The following is a 15,456-nucleotide window of genomic DNA, read 5'->3' as shown; positions in this document are numbered from 1 at the left end:
GATATAACAAGCGCTTGAAACCTTTCGCACAGGAGCATGACCCGATGGACCGTTTTTCATTCGCGCTGCCCGGCCTTGCCCTCAGGCCCTTTCCGAATACCGGCACGCTGCACCTGGGCGGCGACCAGTCGCCGCTCAACGATGCCGACGCCGATGAAGACAACGACGCCGAGGTCTACCTGGACCCGGACCTGCTGGGCCTGGACGACTTCGGCGATGCCGACAAGCTCGACCCGAGCTTCACCGGCGACATAGGTTCTTCCTCGATCAACTGACCGAGGCCCTGGCCAGATGACGCGCCAGGGCTTCGGCGCCCAGCTCCACGCTGGAGCTGACCCCGGCCCAGCTGCAAGCCAGCATGAGGTTGCGCGGCAGGCTGAAATCCTCCACCAGCAAGCCCAGCTCATCGAGCCCCAGTGCGTCGTGGGGCACCTGCTCGCGCAGGGTGCCGGCGCTCTTGAGGTAGGCCCATACCGGCTTGCCCAGCGCTACGGCCATGCCCATTTCAAAAGCCGTGCCCGAGTCGGGCTCCAGGCCGCGAAAGGCGTTGAGGTTGGCCAGCACGGCATCGCAGCGCTGGATCATCGCCACGTTGTGCCGGTAAATCTGCTGCGCCGTTTCCAGTGGCGACAGGCCCTCGGCGACTTCATTGTCGAATGGATACAGGCCCTGCATGCCGTGGGCGGCGCACAGGTCCTTGAGGTAATGGCCGTGGTCGATGGCATCGCGGCGGAACACATCGAAGCCGGCCAGGTAGATCAACGGTGTGTGCATGATGGGGTTCCTCCTGAGACTGGCACGATTCTAAAGGGTGAGCCTGATGTCTGCCTGCCGCTGATCGGGACAGAGGGTGCACATAGTGGCATCTGTACACATAGCCAGTATCCTTGAGCGGTCTTTTGCCTGCCCGAATCTGCCCGTGAACAGCTCCGCTCTTGATAATCCGCTTTATTACCTGGTCAACTTCCAGCAGGTGCTGGCCTGGATTGCCCAGCGCTACGATGACCTGCTCGATGAGCAGGAGCGGCACTTCATCAGCACCTTTGCCAGCCTGCCGACCAACGCCCAGGGCTTACTGGTGCGCATGGTCATGCGCAAAGGCACGCTGTTTCGGGTCAGCAAGCTCAGCTATGCGGAGCTGGGCGATCCCCGTCAGGCCGTGCAACCGTTGCTGGCGCTGGGATGGGTCGATGACCAGGCACCGCTGGACCTGGCGGCCTTGTTCAGCCTGCTGCGCAAGGACGAACTGGCCCAGTGCTTCAAGGCCCACGCCGGCAAGGGCAGCGAGCGCAAGGCGCAGTGGTTCGAGCGTCTGCTGGCGCTGTACCCGCAGGCGCAGCCGCTGGCGCACTGGCACCCGCAGTTGGACGATGCCGTGCTGAGCCTGAGCATCATGGACCTGTGCGACCGCTTGCGGTTGCTGTACTTCGGCAACCTGCACCAGGAGTGGTCGCAATTCGTGCTGGCCGACCTGGGCATCTACCGCTTCGAAACCGTCGGCTTTTCAGCCGATTCGCGCGGTATCACGGCGCGTGCCGACATCGAGGTCTGCCAGCAACTGCATGCCTGCCGCCAGGCGCTGGAGCTGCAGGCCGAACTGGCGCCGCTGGCCGATCAGGCACTGGCCATCGACACGGCCAACGAATGGCTGCGCATGCGCCGTGGCAAGGTGTTGTTTCTGATCGGCCAGCAGGCCGAACGCTTGCAGGACTGGCCGCTGGCGCTGCGGGTCTACAGCGACTGCGGTTATCCGGGTGCCCGCTCGCGGCGCATCCGGGTGCTGGAACGCAGCGCCGACTATGTCCAGGCCATGGCCCTGCTGGAGCAAGCGCGTGAAAATCCCGAAAGCGATGCCGAGGTCCAGCACCTGCAACGGGTGCTGCCCCGCCTGCAACGCAAACTGGGCCTGGCCGCCGAGCGGCGTGCCGCAGCGCGTGCGGTGAAGCGTATCGACCTGACCGTGCCACTGCAGGCCGGCCTGAGCGTTGAGCAGCGGGTGGGCCTGCACCTGGCCGAGGAGGGCGCCCAAGTGCATTACGTCGAAAACACGTTGATCAACTCGCTGTTCGGATTGCTGTGCTGGCCGGCGATCTTTGCACCCTTGCCGGGGGCGTTCTTCCATCCGTTTCACAGCGGTCCTGCCGACCTGCACAGCCCGGACTTCTACACGCGCCGTGCGGGCCTGTTCGATCAGTGCCTGGCCACTCTGGAGTCGGATGACTGGAAAGCCGTGATCCGTGAGCACTACCGCAGCAAGTACGGGCTGCAATCGCCGTTCGTGTTCTGGAATGTACTCAGCCCGACCTTACTGGACGTGGCGCTGCAATGCCTGCCGCCGACCCACCTGCGGCACTGGTTCGTGCGCTTGCTGCAGGACATCAAGGCCAATCGTACCGGCATGCCGGACCTGATCCAGTTCTACCCTGAGCAGGGGCGTTACCGGATGATCGAGGTCAAGGGGCCGGGGGATCGGTTGCAGGATAACCAGCTGCGCTGGCTGGACTTCTGCGCCCGGCACGAGATGCCGGTCGAGGTGTGTTATGTGCAGTGGGAGCAGTCGGAATCGCTTGATGAGCCGGTAGGGGTCATGCCGATCGGTTAGGCATTGGCACGCCGCCAGCCCCCGATCAGTAGGAGCGCGCTTGCCCGCGACCGAGTGCGAAGCGCTCGCAGAAATTGATGGGTCGCTGAAATTTTACGACTGCTACGCAGCCGGTCGCGGGCAAGCGCGCTCCTACTGGCGGTGAGTCTTATATCCAGTAAAATCATCAAGTTATTTTTTTGATGAGAGCGAAGCCAGCCTCTCCCACGGTCTGATGCCGTGCCCGAAACCGTGAGCGACATCAATCTGTGGGAAGGGGCTCGGCTCCAGGCGGCGATCCGACGATAAGGTCAGCAAAACACAATATAGCCACCACAGACGTGTGACAGTCGCCGCTGATGGTCGACCGGCACACCCTCCAGGCTTTAATGCTTGATCAGTTGGTGACCGGCTTGCCCGATGGCGTTGTTGTGGTGCTACCTGGCGTGGTGCCATGGCCATCGTGCGTCGTGGTGCCGTGATCCTTGTGCGTGGTGTCCGTGCCGCTTTCCTGCGGGCCGGTCTTGGTGCCCTTGGTGTTGGACGAGTTACGGTCGGTGGTATGGCCAGGCGTCTGGGTGCCGTCGGTGCCGGGCATCTTGGTGGCGTTGCTGTTGACCGGGTTGGTCGGACCGGTGGAGCCCGCCATGGCGGTGCCGGAGAGCGCCGTCAGCAAGCCGGTGAGCGCCAGAATGGTCAGTCGGTTGGTGCGCATAATTCAAACTCCATGACATGAGGGGGCCTACACGTATTGGTCTTTGACCTGCGTCCATAGGTGCCACGCAAGCCGACGAACGGTAGCAGACTGCCGTTGCCCCATCCAATACCACCCCATAAATGGCGGGTGATTCGATGATCCCGATGATCTTCCCGGTCATCAGCAAGACGGCTCAGTCATGCTGAAAACCCGGTTTTTGACAGTTTCACTACAGTGATGGCAATCCGTCATTGCTTGATATTGGCTGTTTGCCATTAAGTTCCGCCAAGGCTTCAGGACCCCCATAAACATTGGCTTTCACGGCTGAGGGAGAGCGCTTTCCTGTAAGTTTTTTCCTACAAAAGCTGCCTGAAAAGGGCGCGCACCGAACGTTTGTCATTAAACAGCAACATTTCAGGTTTTAAATTCGCCTCGGGCCTCCTTAGTGACCACCCACAATTTCTCCTGGATCGAGGTATTCCCGTGACACTGCTGACTAAAACACGCTTGTCTGTTCTGCTTGCTTCGCTGTGCCTCAGCGGCATGGCCCACGCAGTCGACGTAACGGGCGCCGGTTCAAGTTTCGTTTTTCCGGTAATTTCCAAGTGGTCGCAGGACTACACCAAGGCCAAGCCTGACAACCGCATCAACTACCAGTCGATCGGTTCGGGTGGCGGTATTGCCCAGATCAAGGCAGCCACCGTTGACTTCGGCGCCTCCGACGCCCCGATGAAAGAAGAAGACCTCAAGGCGGCCGGCCTGGGTCAGTTCCCAAGCGTGATCGGCGGTATCGTGCCGATTGTCAACATCGAAGGCATCGAAAGCGGCGAGCTGAAACTCGACGGCGAAACCCTGGCCAAGATCTTCATGGGTGAAATCAAGACCTGGAACGACCCTGCACTGGTCGCCCTGAACCCAGGCGTCACCCTGCCAGCCACCGCGATCACCGTGGTACGTCGTTCCGATGGCTCCGGCACCACCTACAACTTCAGCAACTACCTGAGCAAAGTCAGCCCCGAGTTCAAGGAAAAGCTGAATTTCGGTTCGACCGTTCAGTGGCCAGTGGGCGTGGGCGGCAAGGGTAACGAAGGTGTTTCGGCCTACGTCAAGCAGATCAAAGGCTCGATCGGCTACGTCGAACACTCCTACGCCACCAGCAACAAGCTGTCGTACACCCAGCTGAAAAACGCTGCCGGCAAGTTCATCAAGCCTGACGCCAAAGCCTTTGCCGCCGCCGCCGACACCGCCGACTGGGCCAGCGCCAAGGACTTCAACCTGCTGATGACCAACGCCCCGGGCGATGACGCATGGCCGATCACCGCCACCACCTGGATCATCATGTACAAGCAGGCCAAGAACGAAGAGAAGAGCAAGGCTGCCTTCGACTTCCTCAACTGGTCGCTGCAGAACGGCCAGACCCAGGCCGCTGCCCTGGACTACGTAGCGCTGCCTGAATCGCTGGTCAAGCGTGTGCAGGACTACTGGAAAGCTGAGTTCAAGTAATAACGATTCAAGCCTGAACCTCACCCCTGTCATCAGGCCTGCCAACGGTCGGGTGATGGGGGATTTTCCTTGCGAGTGGATTCAACATGACTGAAAACACCCAATACCTGTCCACTGAGCTCAACGCCGACATGTCCGAGAGCGAGAAGCGCGCCAAGCGGGATCATCGCCATGATGTGTGGTTCCGGCGCACGCTGCAAAGCTCGGCCATGCTCGTTCTGGTACTGCTGGGCTGTATTGCCCTGTCGACCCTGTGGGGCGGTGCCCTGGCTTTCCAGACCTTCGGGTTCGGGTTTCTGACCAGCACCGATTGGGACGTCAACGCCGGCAAGTTCGGCGCACTGGTGCCGATCTACGGCACGCTGGTGACCTCTTTCCTGGCCTTGCTGATCGCGGTCCCCGTGAGTTTCGGCATCGCCATCTTCCTGACCGAAGTCGCGCCGCCCTGGCTGCGCATGCCCATTGCCTCGGCCATCGAGCTGCTGGCCGGCATTCCTTCGATCATCTACGGCATGTGGGGCCTGTTCGTGTTCGGCCCGTTCATGGCCGCGCACATTTCGCCCTGGATCACCGAGAACCTGGGTGCCTTGCCGCTGATCGGTGGCCTGTTCCAGGGCCCGCCGCTGGGGATCGGCATGCTGACCGCCGGTATCGTGCTGGCGATCATGATCATTCCGTTCATCACCTCGGTAATGCAGGAAGTGTTTCGCACCGTACCCACCACCCTCAAGGAGTCGGCCTACGCACTGGGCAGCACCACCTGGGAAGTGGTCTGGGACATCGTGCTGCCCTACACCCGTTCGGCGGTGGTAGGCGGTGTGTTCCTCGGCCTGGGCCGTGCCCTGGGCGAGACCATGGCGGTGACCTTTGTACTGGGTAACGCGATCCAGTTCTCCGGCTCGCTGATGATGCCAAGCAGCTCCATCGCCTCGGTGATCGCCAACGAGTTCAACGAGTCGTACACCGACCTGCACCGCTCGGCCCTCATCGCACTGGGCTTCCTGTTGTTCGTGGTGACCTTCATCGTGCTGGCGCTCGCACGTCTGATGCTGTCGCGCCTGTCGCGCAAGGAGGGGTTATGAGTCAAGACATCGCCAAGGCCAAGTCCAACGAAAGCCTGTATCGCAAGCGCGATATCAAGAACAAGATCGCCATGGTCCTCAGTTGCAGTGCCACGGCGTTCGGCCTGCTGTGGCTGGTGTGGATCCTGATGACCACCATCATCGAGGGTCTCAGCGCGCTCAACCTGCAACTGTTCACCGGCATGACCCCGCCGCCGGGCACCGAAGGCGGCCTGGCCAACGCCTTCTACGGCAGCCTGCTGATGTCGACGATGGGCCTGTTGATCGGCACCCCGATCGGGCTGATGGCCGGTGTGTGGCTGGCCGAGTTCGCCCGCTACTCCAAGCTGGGCAACGCTGTACGCTTCATCAACGACATCCTGCTGTCGGCACCGTCGATTGTCCTGGGTCTGTTCGTGTACACCGTGGTCATCCTGCCGCTCAACTCGCTCAGCGGTCACCAGATCGGCTTCTCGGCCATTGCCGGTGCCATCGCCCTGGCGTTGCTGGTGATTCCGGTGGTCGTGCGCACCACCGATGAAATGATGCAGCTGCAACCGACCACCATGCGTGAAGCCGCGCTGGCCCTGGGCGTACCGCAGTGGAAACTGACCATGCAGATCGTGCTGCGCGCCGCCAAGGCGGGCGTGGTCACCGGTATCCTGCTGGCCCTGGCACGCATCACCGGTGAAACCGCGCCCTTGCTGTTCACCGCCTTCGGCAACCAGTTCTGGAGCAGCGACCTGCTCAAGCCGATCGCCAGCGTTCCGGTGGTGGTCTTCCAGTACGCCATGAGCCCGTTCGATGACTGGCACGCTCTGGCCTGGGCCGGCGCCCTGGTCATGACCCTGTTCGTACTGATCCTGAGCCTGCTGTCCCGCTTAATTCTTCTGCGCAATAAGGCGTCCTGATGAACACTCTTTCTCTTGCGAACGAAAAAACCAAGATTCAGGTACGTGGCCTGGAGTTCTTCTACAACAATCAGAAGTCGTTGAAATCCATCGACATGATGATTCCCGAAAAACGTATCACCTCGATCATCGGCCCGTCCGGCTGTGGCAAATCGACCCTGCTGCGTGTGTTCAACCGCATCTACTCGATGTACCCCAAGCAGGAAGCCAAGGGCGAAGTGCTGCTCAACGGCGAGAACATCCTCGACCCCGGCTATTCGATGAACCGCCTGCGCAGCCACGTGGGCATGGTGTTCCAGAAGCCGGTGCCGTTCCCGATGTCGATCTTCGACAACATCGCCTACGCCATCCGCCACCACGAGAAACTCTCGCGCCGCGAAATGGAAGAGCGCGTCGAGCAGGCCCTGCGCGGTGCGGCCCTGTGGGACGAGGTCAAGGACAAGCTCAAGCAGAGCGCCACCGGCCTGTCCGGCGGCCAGCAGCAGCGCCTGTGCATCGCCCGCACCATCGCCCTGCGTCCGCAAGTGCTGTTGCTCGACGAGCCGACCTCGGCCCTCGACCCGATCTCCACCGGTCGTATCGAGCAGCTGATCACCGAGCTCAAAGAGCAGTTCACCGTGATCATCGTGACCCACAACATGCAACAGGCCGCACGTTGCTCGGACTACACCGCGTTCATGTTCCTGGGTGAACTGATCGAACACGGCGACACCGACACCATCTTCACCAAGCCGTCCAAGACCCAGACCGAAGACTACATCACCGGTCGTTTCGGCTAAGGCCTCCCGGCGCCCGGCCTCTGCCGGGCGCCGGACCTATTGCCGCTCCCCCATGAACGCTTCGATCCGCTCGCGCAGCCAGCGCTCGGCCGGGTCGTTGTCCATCACGCTCAGCCAGGTCATCGACAGGTCCAGCCCGGGCGTCTCGAACGGCAGCGGTTCATCCCTCAACAATCCCAGGCGGCTCATGGCCGTGGCGGCGAAGTCCGACAGGTTGGCGATCAGGTCGGTGCCGGCCAGCAGGGCGGGCAGGGTGGTAAAGCGCGGCACCGAGATCACCACCTGGCGCTTGCGCCCGATCGCCTCCAGCCATTCATCGGCAAAGCTGCTGACGCTGGCGACATGCGACACCACCACGTGTGGGCGTGCGCAGTATTCATCCAGGCTCATCGGCGTGGTCGAGGCATCGGCGCGCACCACCCGCGGCTGGCAGGCACGCAGGCGCTTGCGCTTGGCGTTGGCCGGCAGGTCGCGGGTCAGGCACACCCCCACGGTGATCTCGCCGGACATCAACAGATCAGAGATATTCCAATAGTCGGCATGCTTGACCACCAGCACGATGCCGGGTGCCTCCTGGCGCAGCGCGTGCAGCAATGCCGGCAGCAGGCCGAACTCCACATCGTCCGACAGCCCGATGCGAAAGGTCAGGGTGCTGACCGCCGGGTCGAACTCACGGGTCAGGCTCAGGGCCATGGACATCGCATCCAGCGCCGGGGTCAGGTGCTTGAGGACTTCATGGGCGCGGGCGGTGGGCTCCATGCGGTGGCCGACGCGCACGAACAGCGGGTCGTTGAGCAGGTGGCGCAGGCGATTGAGCGCTGCGCTGATGGTCGGCTGGCCGAGAAACAGTTTTTCGGCGGCGCGGGTCACATTGCGCTCCTGCATCAGGGTCTCGAACACCACCATCAGGTTGATGTCCGCCTTGCGCAGCTCGTTACGATTCATAGGATTCCTTCACCCCGGACAGAACACCCGGTGCCGGGCCCGGTACTACCAGTCGGTGGGCAGTCTAAGAAGACCGCCAGCCTGACGTCCAGCACGACACACACTTGATGTGTCGGCCGTACGTTCATTTCTTGCAATGTATTTCCTGACGATACAGGGCATTTCATGTGGGCGCCGGGGTCTGTGTGCAGTACCTTTTCGGCTGCGAATCATTCTGCAACTGTCCCCTGCAAGTGTCTGGCACAAGGCTTTGCCGGCGCCCGGTACGCTTGCTCTCACTGACCCAAGGAGTTGTCCGATGCACGTTGCAAAGATGGCCGCCCTGGTCATGGCCATGGCCGTGCCCACGGTTGCGCTGGCTGAAACCCCCCGCTACGGCGAACGACTGGAAGGCTTTAGCTACCCTCATCCGCTCAAACAGTTCGGTTTCCAATCCCAGGGCCAGACGCTGGAGATGGGGTACATGGACGTCGCGCCAAGCGGCCAGGCCAACGGTCGCACGGCGGTGCTGATGCATGGCAAGAACTTCTGCGGTGCGACCTGGGAAGCCACCATCACCTCGCTGAGCCAGGCCGGTTACCGGGTGATCGCGCCGGATCAGATCGGCTTTTGCACCTCGACCAAGCCGGCGCGCTACCAGTACAGCTTCCAGCAACTGGCGCTCAACACCCGCGCCTTGCTCGATCAGTTGGGTGTCGACAAGGTCTCGCTGGTCGGCCACTCCACCGGCGGCATGCTCGCCACCCGCTTTGCCCTGATGTTCCCGCAGCAGACCGAGAAGCTGGTGATGGTCAACCCCATCGGCCTCGAAGACTGGAAAGCGCAGGGGGTGCCGTATCGCACGGTAGACCAGTGGTACGCACGCGAGCTCAAGACCAGCGCCGAGGGCATTCGTCAGTACGAGCAGAAAACCTATTACGACGGGCGCTGGAAGCCGGAGTACGACAAGTGGGTCGACATGCTCGCCGGCCTGTTCAAGGGGCCGGGTCGTGAAGCGGTGGCGTGGAACTCGGCGCTGATCTACGACATGATCTACACCCAGCCGGTGTACCACGAATTTCCCAACCTCAAGGTGCCGACCGTGCTGATGATCGGCGACCGCGACACCACCGCCATCGGCAGCGACATCGCCCCGCCCGAGGTCAAGGCCAGGATTGGTCAGTACCAGAACCTGGGCAAACAGGTTGCCAAACTGATTCCCGGTGCTGAGTTGGTGGAATTCAAGGGCCTGGGCCATGCCCCGCAAATGGAAGAGCCAGAGCGCTTTCATAAAGCGCTGTTGAGCGGTTTGCAAATCAGGTAATGGGCGGCGTGGGCCTGATCGCTATCGCTGGCAAGCCGCCTCCCACAGATTTTGGCCAGGCGCTCCCTCGGCGACCGGCCTCTATCCTGTGGGAGGCCGCTTGCGGGCGATGAGGCCCGTGGTTCTGGCGCCTCTGTCGGGTTCACATTTTGTATTGGAATTTCCCTTGCCGAAAAACCGCGTTACCATCGGTCGATAACCCTTGACCGCCACGTTCGATTGGCGGCTGTTTTTTCGACTTTGCAGACTGCCCGTTCCCATGCCTGATACCCCGTCACCCGCGCCCTCCTTGCGGGCCCGCCTGAGCGCCACTTTGCGTGCGTTCTGGCCCGCGCCCCATGCCATCGACAGCCTTGAACGCGTCCGTGCCAGCACCGGTGCGGCGCTGGGCATCTTGCTGGTCGCTTTTTGCGCCGCCCTGTGGCTCAACGGCCATGCCGCCCACGAACACGGCCTGTTGGCCCTGGCCCTGGTGGCACCGCTGGGCGCCAGTGCGGTGCTGGTGTTTGCCGTGCCATCCAGTCCGCTGGCCCAGCCGTGGTCGGTGGTGGGCGGCAATACCCTGTCGGCGCTGGTCGGCATCGCCTGTTGCAAGTGGGTGCCCGACGCCACCCTGGCGGCCGGCCTGGCGGTGGGGCTGTCGATTGCGTTGATGCTGGCCCTGCGTTGCCTGCACCCGCCGGGCGGGGCGTCGGCCTTGCTGATGGTGCTGGTCGGCTGCGACCGCTTTGACTTTGCCTTGAGCCCGGTGCTGATCGACTCATTGCTACTGGTCGGTGCCGGCCTGATCTACAACAACCTGACCGGCCGCCGCTGGCCGCATGTGCCAATGCCGGTCAAGGCCGAAACGCGCTTGCACCGCAGCGACCTGGACGCGGTGCTGACGCGCTACAACCAGATTCTGGATGTCAGTCGCGATGACCTGGAGTCCCTGCTTGAACAAGTCGAGGCCCTGAACTTCCAGCGCACCGTGGGCGAGTTGCGCTGCAGCGACGTAATGACCAAGGCACCGCTGACCGTGCGCCAGGAAACCTCATTGCGCGAGGCCTGGGCCTTGATGCGCGAGCGGCGCATCAAGGCGCTGCCGGTGACCGACCGCCAGCAGCACTTGCTCGGCATTCTCACCGTGGCCGATTTCATGGGCCAGATCGACCTGGACGTGCACGACGGCATCGCTTGGCGCCTGCGCTCGCTGGTGCGGCCGCGCAAGAGCGACGAGGTGCGCACTGTGGGCCAGATCATGACCCGTACCGTGCGCGTATCCAGCAGCGACCGCCTGCTGCTCGATCTGGTGCCGGTGTTCTCCGACAACGGCCACCGGCATATCCCGATCATCGACGACAAGCAGCAACTGGTGGGCATCATTACCCAGTCTGACCTGATTCGCGCGTTGTACCGGGCTGTGCGCAGTTAAGCGCATGCGCCCGGCCCAGCCGCAGGCCGGTTGCGGCCCAGATCAGCGCCAGCCCGGCGCCGATGAACATCGCCAGCGCCGGGTGATCACCCAGCAGGTCCAGGCCGCGCTTGAGCCAGCCGCTGAGGGCATCGCCGCCGCGATAGACCACCGTGTCGATAAAGTTCTTGGCCTTGTATTTTTCCTGCGCCGAAATGGCCGTGTACAGCATCTCCCGCCCCGGCCGCACCAGCGCATATTCCCCGGCGCGGCGCACCACCATGACCACGGCAAACACCGCAAACACCGGTGACAGGGCCAGGGCCACAAAGCCTGCCGCCACCACCAGCGGCACAGCCACCAGCAGCACCGTGACCCCCAGTTTCTGGGCAATGCGCCCGGTGAAGAACAGCTGGGTCAGAATGGCCAGCGTTTGCACCACGGTGTCGAGCAGGCCAAACACCTGGGTCTGGGTCGTGCGGTCGGGGAAGTGCTCGGCCACGATGCGCGCCTGCTCGAAATACAGAAAGGTGTTGGCACAGGCCAGCAGAATCACAAACAGCGCGATGCCCAGCAGAAAGGGCGAGTGCAGCACTGCGGTGGCGCCCGACCAGGGATTGCCGGCCAAAGGCTTGTGTCGCAGGCACTGATCGTCATCCGACAGCGGGTCAACCTCGCGCCAGCGCAGCAAGGCCAGTGCCGCCCACAGGCTGGCGCCGAGCAACAGCGCCGACAGCACCAGCAGCCCGGCATGGCCCAAGGGTGCCACCAGCAGGGTGCCCAGCAGCGGCCCGAGCAAGCCGCCCGCGCTGGCGCCGCCGGCCATCAGGGCAAAAACTCGCCGGGCCTGCTCGCTGGTGAAGACATCGGCCAGCACGCTCCAGGCCAGGGAAATGCTCATCAGGTTGAACACCGACAGCCAGACATAGAAAAGCCGCCCGACCCAGACATTCTCCGGGTTGAGCTGCAAGGCGCTTGCGAAGCCCAACAGGTTGAGCACAAAAAAGCCCAGCACCCCGCCCACCAAGGCCGGACGACTGAGCCTTGACGCCAGCCAGCCGAACACCGGCAAGGCCACCACCGTGGCGATAAAGGTCGCAGTGAACAGCCATTGCAGGTTGTCGATGCCGCCAGCCAGGCCCATCACTTCGCGCACCGGGCGCAGCATGAAATAGCCGGTGAACAGCAGCATGAACATCAACAGCCCCAAGCCGACGACCCGCGCTTCACCGGGCTGCACATTGAAGGTCCGGTGCAGGGCGAGGGCGTCAGGCATGCAGGGCGGCGTCAGCTGAGCAGTTGCGCAAACGCCTTGTCGGCTTCCAGGACCGGCGGCAACTGATTGAACAGCAGCGCCAGATCGATACCTTCAAACAACGGGCCATCAACGCTCTCCTGGGCCTGCGCCGTTGCTCCGCCGTGTTCTTCCAGGGCATCGGAAATGACGATCGCCTGGGCGACGATACGCGGCAGCGGCGCGTTTTGCGGGGCTTGCATGGGTTTGGCCTGGTAGGCGATGGCCTGCTGGATCACCTGCGGCAGGTGCCAGCGCCGGGCCAGTTCAGCGCCCACTTCCGGATAACCGAAGCCCAGGTGCAGGGTTTCGTTGGCCACCCGTCCCGAGCCGCTAGCGCGCTTGGCGTTGTTCAGGCGCTCGGCCTCGGCAGGGGCGCCGGTCTGGATCAGCAGTTCACCGATGTTGTGCATGACCCCGCAGGTAAAGGCGATCTCGGCATCCGCGCCGCTCTGTTTGGCCAGCAGCCGGGCAATGCCGGCCACCTGGAAACTCTTGAGCCAGAAGCCCTTGAGGTCGAAGTTGGGCACCGCCTTGAACGCGCCGGTCACGGCCGAGGCCATCACCAGCGTGCGCAGGGTATTGAAGCCCAGGCGCAGGGCGGCATCTTCAATACTCGAGGAATCCCGCGAGCCGCGAAAGCGCGCCGAGTTGGCCAGACGCAGGATCTTGGCGGCAATCACCGGGTCCTTCTCGATATTGCGCGCCACACTCTCCAGGTCCGAAGACGGGTTATCAAATTGCAGCATCAGGTCCTGGGCGACCTTGGGAATACTGGGCAGGCTCTGCAGGTCGGCAAACAGCTTTTCGATATCCATCGGGGCGCATCCTCATCACGTCGGGATAGAGCAACGATAGCCACTATTGGCGCGCCTGCACGTTTTGCCTGCCGGGTTGAGAAACATCGCGCATTCCCGGGTTAAAAATCACTCGGCTGTACGGTAAAACGCTGAACAATCGTCCGGCGCATCGATGATGTCGTTTTTACATGACCGTTGGCCGATTTGTCATGAAAAGCGGCCTGACGTGTGCTATCAAGGCGCCCTTACGGGTAGTGGCGATCAGCCAAACGGGTGCCGCGATGAGCAGTCTGGGCTTCAGCAAAAAAATTCTTCTGGCGGCCGCCTTGACGGTCGGCGTGGCCTTTACCGTCTTTATCGTCGTCAACGATTATCGACAACGCCAGACCTTGCAGGCCAATGTGCAGCAAGAGCTGGTGCAACTGGGCAGCCTGACCACACAGAACATCCAGACCTGGCTGGAAGGGCGCACCCGCCTGCTGCAATCTTTGGCGCAACAGATTGCCGTGGACGGCCCGGCGCCGGTGTCGTTGCAGCGGGCGATCAATCTGCCGGCCTATACCGACACCTTTGCCTTGAGCTATTTCGGTGGCAGCGACGGGCTGATGTTTTCCATCCCCACCGGCAACCGCCCGGCCGACTATGACCCGCGCCAGCGCGGCTGGTACAAGGCGGCACAAAGTGCCGGCAAGAGCGTGGTCACCGAACCCTATATCGCCAGCTCCACCGGCAAGCTGGTGGTGACCATCGCCACCCCGGTCAGCCAGCAGGGGCAACTGATCGGTGTGGCCGGGGCCGACATGTCCCTGGACAGCCTCAGCAAAACCCTCAACTCGCTGAATTTCGGTGGGCACGGCCATGCGTTCATCGTCAGCGCCGAGGGCAAGATCCTGATTCACCCGGATGCCAACCGGGTGCTCAAGCCGCTCAGCGAGGCTTATCCGGGCGATACGCCGCCGGTCAAGGCGGGCGTCAGTGAAATCGAATCGGCGGGCAAGGCCGAGATCATTTCCTTCACCCCGGTCGAGGGCCCCACCTCCAGCCGCTGGTACGTGGCGCTGGTACTGGAGCGCGACACGGCCTATGCGATGCTGGGTGAGTTCCGCCGTTCGGCCATCACCGCCACGCTGGTGGTGGTGCTGGCGGTGATCCTGATTCTGGGCCTGCTGATCCGCGCCCTGATGCAGCCTTTGCACCAGATGGGTCGGGCGATGCGTGACATTGCCCAAGGGGAAGGCGACCTGACCAAGCGCCTGGACGCTACTTCTGGCGATGAATTCGGCGAATTGGCCCGCTCGTTCAACCAGTTTGTCGAGCGTATCCACGCTTCGATCCGCGAAGTGGCTTCCACCGCCGGCCAATTGGGCCAGGTGGCCAGCCAGGTGGTGCAGGCCTCCAACGCGTCGATGAGCAACTCCGACCAGCAGGCGCACCGCACCGAAAGCGTCGCGGCAGCGATCAACGAGTTGGGTGCCGCCGCCCAGGAAATCGCCCGCAATGCCGCCCAGACTTCGCAAAAGTCCGGCGATGCCAGCCAGTTGGCCGGGGAGGGGCGTGATGTGGTGCAGCAGTCGATCACGGCGATGAACGAGCTGTCGGGCAAGATCAGCGGGGCCTGCGCGCATATCGAGGCGCTGAACGACAAGACTGTCAATATCGGCCAGATTCTGGAAGTGATCACCGGCATTTCACAGCAGACCAACCTGCTGGCGCTCAATGCCGCCATCGAGGCGGCGCGGGCCGGCGAGGCCGGGCGTGGCTTTGCGGTGGTGGCCGACGAGGTGCGCAACCTGGCGCACCGTACCCAGGAGTCGGCGCAGCAGGTGCAAGGCATGATCGAACAACTGCAAGGCGGTGCCCGCGAGGCGGTGACGACCATGACCCAGAGTCAGCGCCACAGCGAAACCAGCGTGGAGATTGCTAACCGTGCCGGCGAACGCCTGGGCAGCGTGACCCGGCGTATCGACGAGATCAACGACATGAACCAGTCGGTGGCCACCGCCACCGAAGAGCAGACGGCCGTGGTGGAGTCGATCAACATGGACATCAGCGAGATCAACCTGCTCAACCAGCACGGCGTCGACAACCTCAAGTTGACCTTGCAGGCCTGCCACTCGCTCGAGCAGCAGACACAACGCCTGCAACAACTGGTGGGCTCGTTCCGGATCTGACAGCGCGCCACTGCGCAG

14 protein-coding genes and 1 pseudogene are annotated in these 15,456 nt (G+C 62.7%); 10 read left to right on the top strand and 5 right to left on the bottom strand.

Annotated elements, in window-relative coordinates; all coding sequences use genetic code 11:
• The first annotated feature begins 44 nt into the window (after positions 1 to 44).
• Positions 45 to 275, top strand: coding sequence for a hypothetical protein (locus DGA31_RS09290; protein ID WP_109512335.1), 231 nt, complete (start codon positions 45 to 47; stop codon positions 273 to 275).
• On the opposite strand, the gene DGA31_RS09285 is transcribed toward DGA31_RS09290, so the two are convergent.
• Entirely contained in the window at positions 268 to 774 is a 507-nt protein-coding gene (locus tag DGA31_RS09285) for a nucleoside 2-deoxyribosyltransferase (protein ID WP_109512334.1), read from the bottom strand. The genes DGA31_RS09290 and DGA31_RS09285 overlap by 8 nt on opposite strands.
• A 145-nt stretch (positions 775 to 919) precedes the next feature.
• Between DGA31_RS09285 and DGA31_RS09280 the strand changes: the two genes are divergently transcribed.
• Positions 920 to 2,602 (top strand): VRR-NUC domain-containing protein, encoded by a 1,683-nt coding sequence (locus DGA31_RS09280; RefSeq protein ID WP_109512333.1) that lies wholly within the window; start codon positions 920 to 922, stop codon positions 2,600 to 2,602.
• Between the two features lie 376 nt (positions 2,603 to 2,978).
• On the opposite strand, the gene DGA31_RS09275 is transcribed toward DGA31_RS09280, so the two are convergent.
• Positions 2,979 to 3,296, bottom strand: a complete 318-nt coding sequence (locus DGA31_RS09275; RefSeq protein WP_056840009.1) for a hypothetical protein — start codon at positions 3,294 to 3,296, stop codon at positions 2,979 to 2,981.
• A gap of 465 nt (positions 3,297 to 3,761) precedes the next feature.
• Here DGA31_RS09275 and pstS point away from each other — a divergent pair, with 465 nt between their 5' ends.
• The 4 genes from pstS to pstB all read left to right on the top strand — a co-directional run bounded on the left by pstS (position 3,762) and on the right by pstB (position 7,532).
• Positions 3,762 to 4,781, top strand: a complete 1,020-nt coding sequence (gene pstS, locus DGA31_RS09270; protein WP_056840008.1) for a phosphate ABC transporter substrate-binding protein PstS — start codon at positions 3,762 to 3,764, stop codon at positions 4,779 to 4,781.
• Between the two features lie 86 nt (positions 4,782 to 4,867).
• Positions 4,868 to 5,863 (top strand): phosphate ABC transporter permease subunit PstC, encoded by a 996-nt coding sequence (gene pstC, locus DGA31_RS09265; protein WP_056840007.1) that lies wholly within the window; start codon positions 4,868 to 4,870, stop codon positions 5,861 to 5,863.
• A complete protein-coding gene (gene pstA / locus DGA31_RS09260; protein WP_109512332.1) occupies positions 5,860 to 6,753 on the top strand; it encodes a phosphate ABC transporter permease PstA in 894 nt (297 codons plus the stop codon). The genes pstC and pstA overlap by 4 nt, the downstream gene beginning before the upstream one ends.
• A complete protein-coding gene (gene pstB, locus DGA31_RS09255; RefSeq protein WP_056840005.1) occupies positions 6,753 to 7,532 on the top strand; it encodes a phosphate ABC transporter ATP-binding protein PstB in 780 nt (259 codons plus the stop codon). The genes pstA and pstB overlap by 1 nt, the downstream gene beginning before the upstream one ends.
• A 36-nt stretch (positions 7,533 to 7,568) precedes the next feature.
• On the opposite strand, the gene DGA31_RS09250 is transcribed toward pstB, so the two are convergent.
• Complete coding sequence (locus DGA31_RS09250) at positions 7,569 to 8,477, bottom strand: LysR substrate-binding domain-containing protein (protein WP_109512331.1); 909 nt, start codon at positions 8,475 to 8,477, stop codon at positions 7,569 to 7,571.
• A 298-nt stretch (positions 8,478 to 8,775) separates the two neighbouring features.
• Between DGA31_RS09250 and DGA31_RS09245 the strand changes: the two genes are divergently transcribed.
• Positions 8,776 to 9,780 carry an alpha/beta hydrolase gene (locus tag DGA31_RS09245; protein ID WP_109512330.1) on the top strand — a complete coding sequence of 335 codons (1,005 nt, stop codon included), beginning with the start codon at positions 8,776 to 8,778 and terminating at the stop codon, positions 9,778 to 9,780.
• 259 nt (positions 9,781 to 10,039) lie between these two features.
• The gene (locus DGA31_RS09240) at positions 10,040 to 11,194 is read left to right on the top strand and encodes an HPP family protein (RefSeq protein ID WP_056840002.1); all 1,155 of its coding nucleotides are present in this window, start codon (positions 10,040 to 10,042) and stop codon (positions 11,192 to 11,194) included.
• Here the strand turns inward: DGA31_RS09240 and DGA31_RS09235 are convergent.
• Positions 11,145 to 12,449: an NTP/NDP exchange transporter gene (locus DGA31_RS09235; protein ID WP_109512329.1), complete on the bottom strand. Its 1,305-nt coding sequence runs from the start codon at positions 12,447 to 12,449 to the stop codon at positions 11,145 to 11,147. The two genes, DGA31_RS09240 and DGA31_RS09235, sit on opposite strands and share 50 nt — an antisense overlap.
• 11 nt (positions 12,450 to 12,460) lie before the next feature.
• Positions 12,461 to 13,285 carry an HDOD domain-containing protein gene (locus DGA31_RS09230; protein WP_109512328.1) on the bottom strand — a complete coding sequence of 275 codons (825 nt, stop codon included), beginning with the start codon at positions 13,283 to 13,285 and terminating at the stop codon, positions 12,461 to 12,463.
• A 170-nt stretch (positions 13,286 to 13,455) separates the two neighbouring features.
• Here DGA31_RS09230 and DGA31_RS30675 point away from each other — a divergent pair.
• Both DGA31_RS30675 and DGA31_RS30670 read left to right on the top strand, forming a co-directional pair.
• Positions 13,456 to 14,583, top strand: a pseudogene (locus DGA31_RS30675) (HAMP domain-containing protein); the annotation flags it as partial.
• Between the two features lie 90 nt (positions 14,584 to 14,673).
• Positions 14,674 to 15,438: a methyl-accepting chemotaxis protein gene (locus DGA31_RS30670; protein WP_421957958.1), complete on the top strand. Its 765-nt coding sequence runs from the start codon at positions 14,674 to 14,676 to the stop codon at positions 15,436 to 15,438.
• The last annotated feature ends 18 nt before the right edge of the window (positions 15,439 to 15,456 follow it).

The sequence above is a fragment of the Pseudomonas ovata genome (assembly GCF_003131185.1).
Taxonomy (GTDB): domain Bacteria; phylum Pseudomonadota; class Gammaproteobacteria; order Pseudomonadales; family Pseudomonadaceae; genus Aquipseudomonas; species Aquipseudomonas ovata.
The sequence above is the reverse complement of the archived record's forward strand: the minus strand, read 5'-3'. Positions and strand labels throughout refer to the sequence as shown.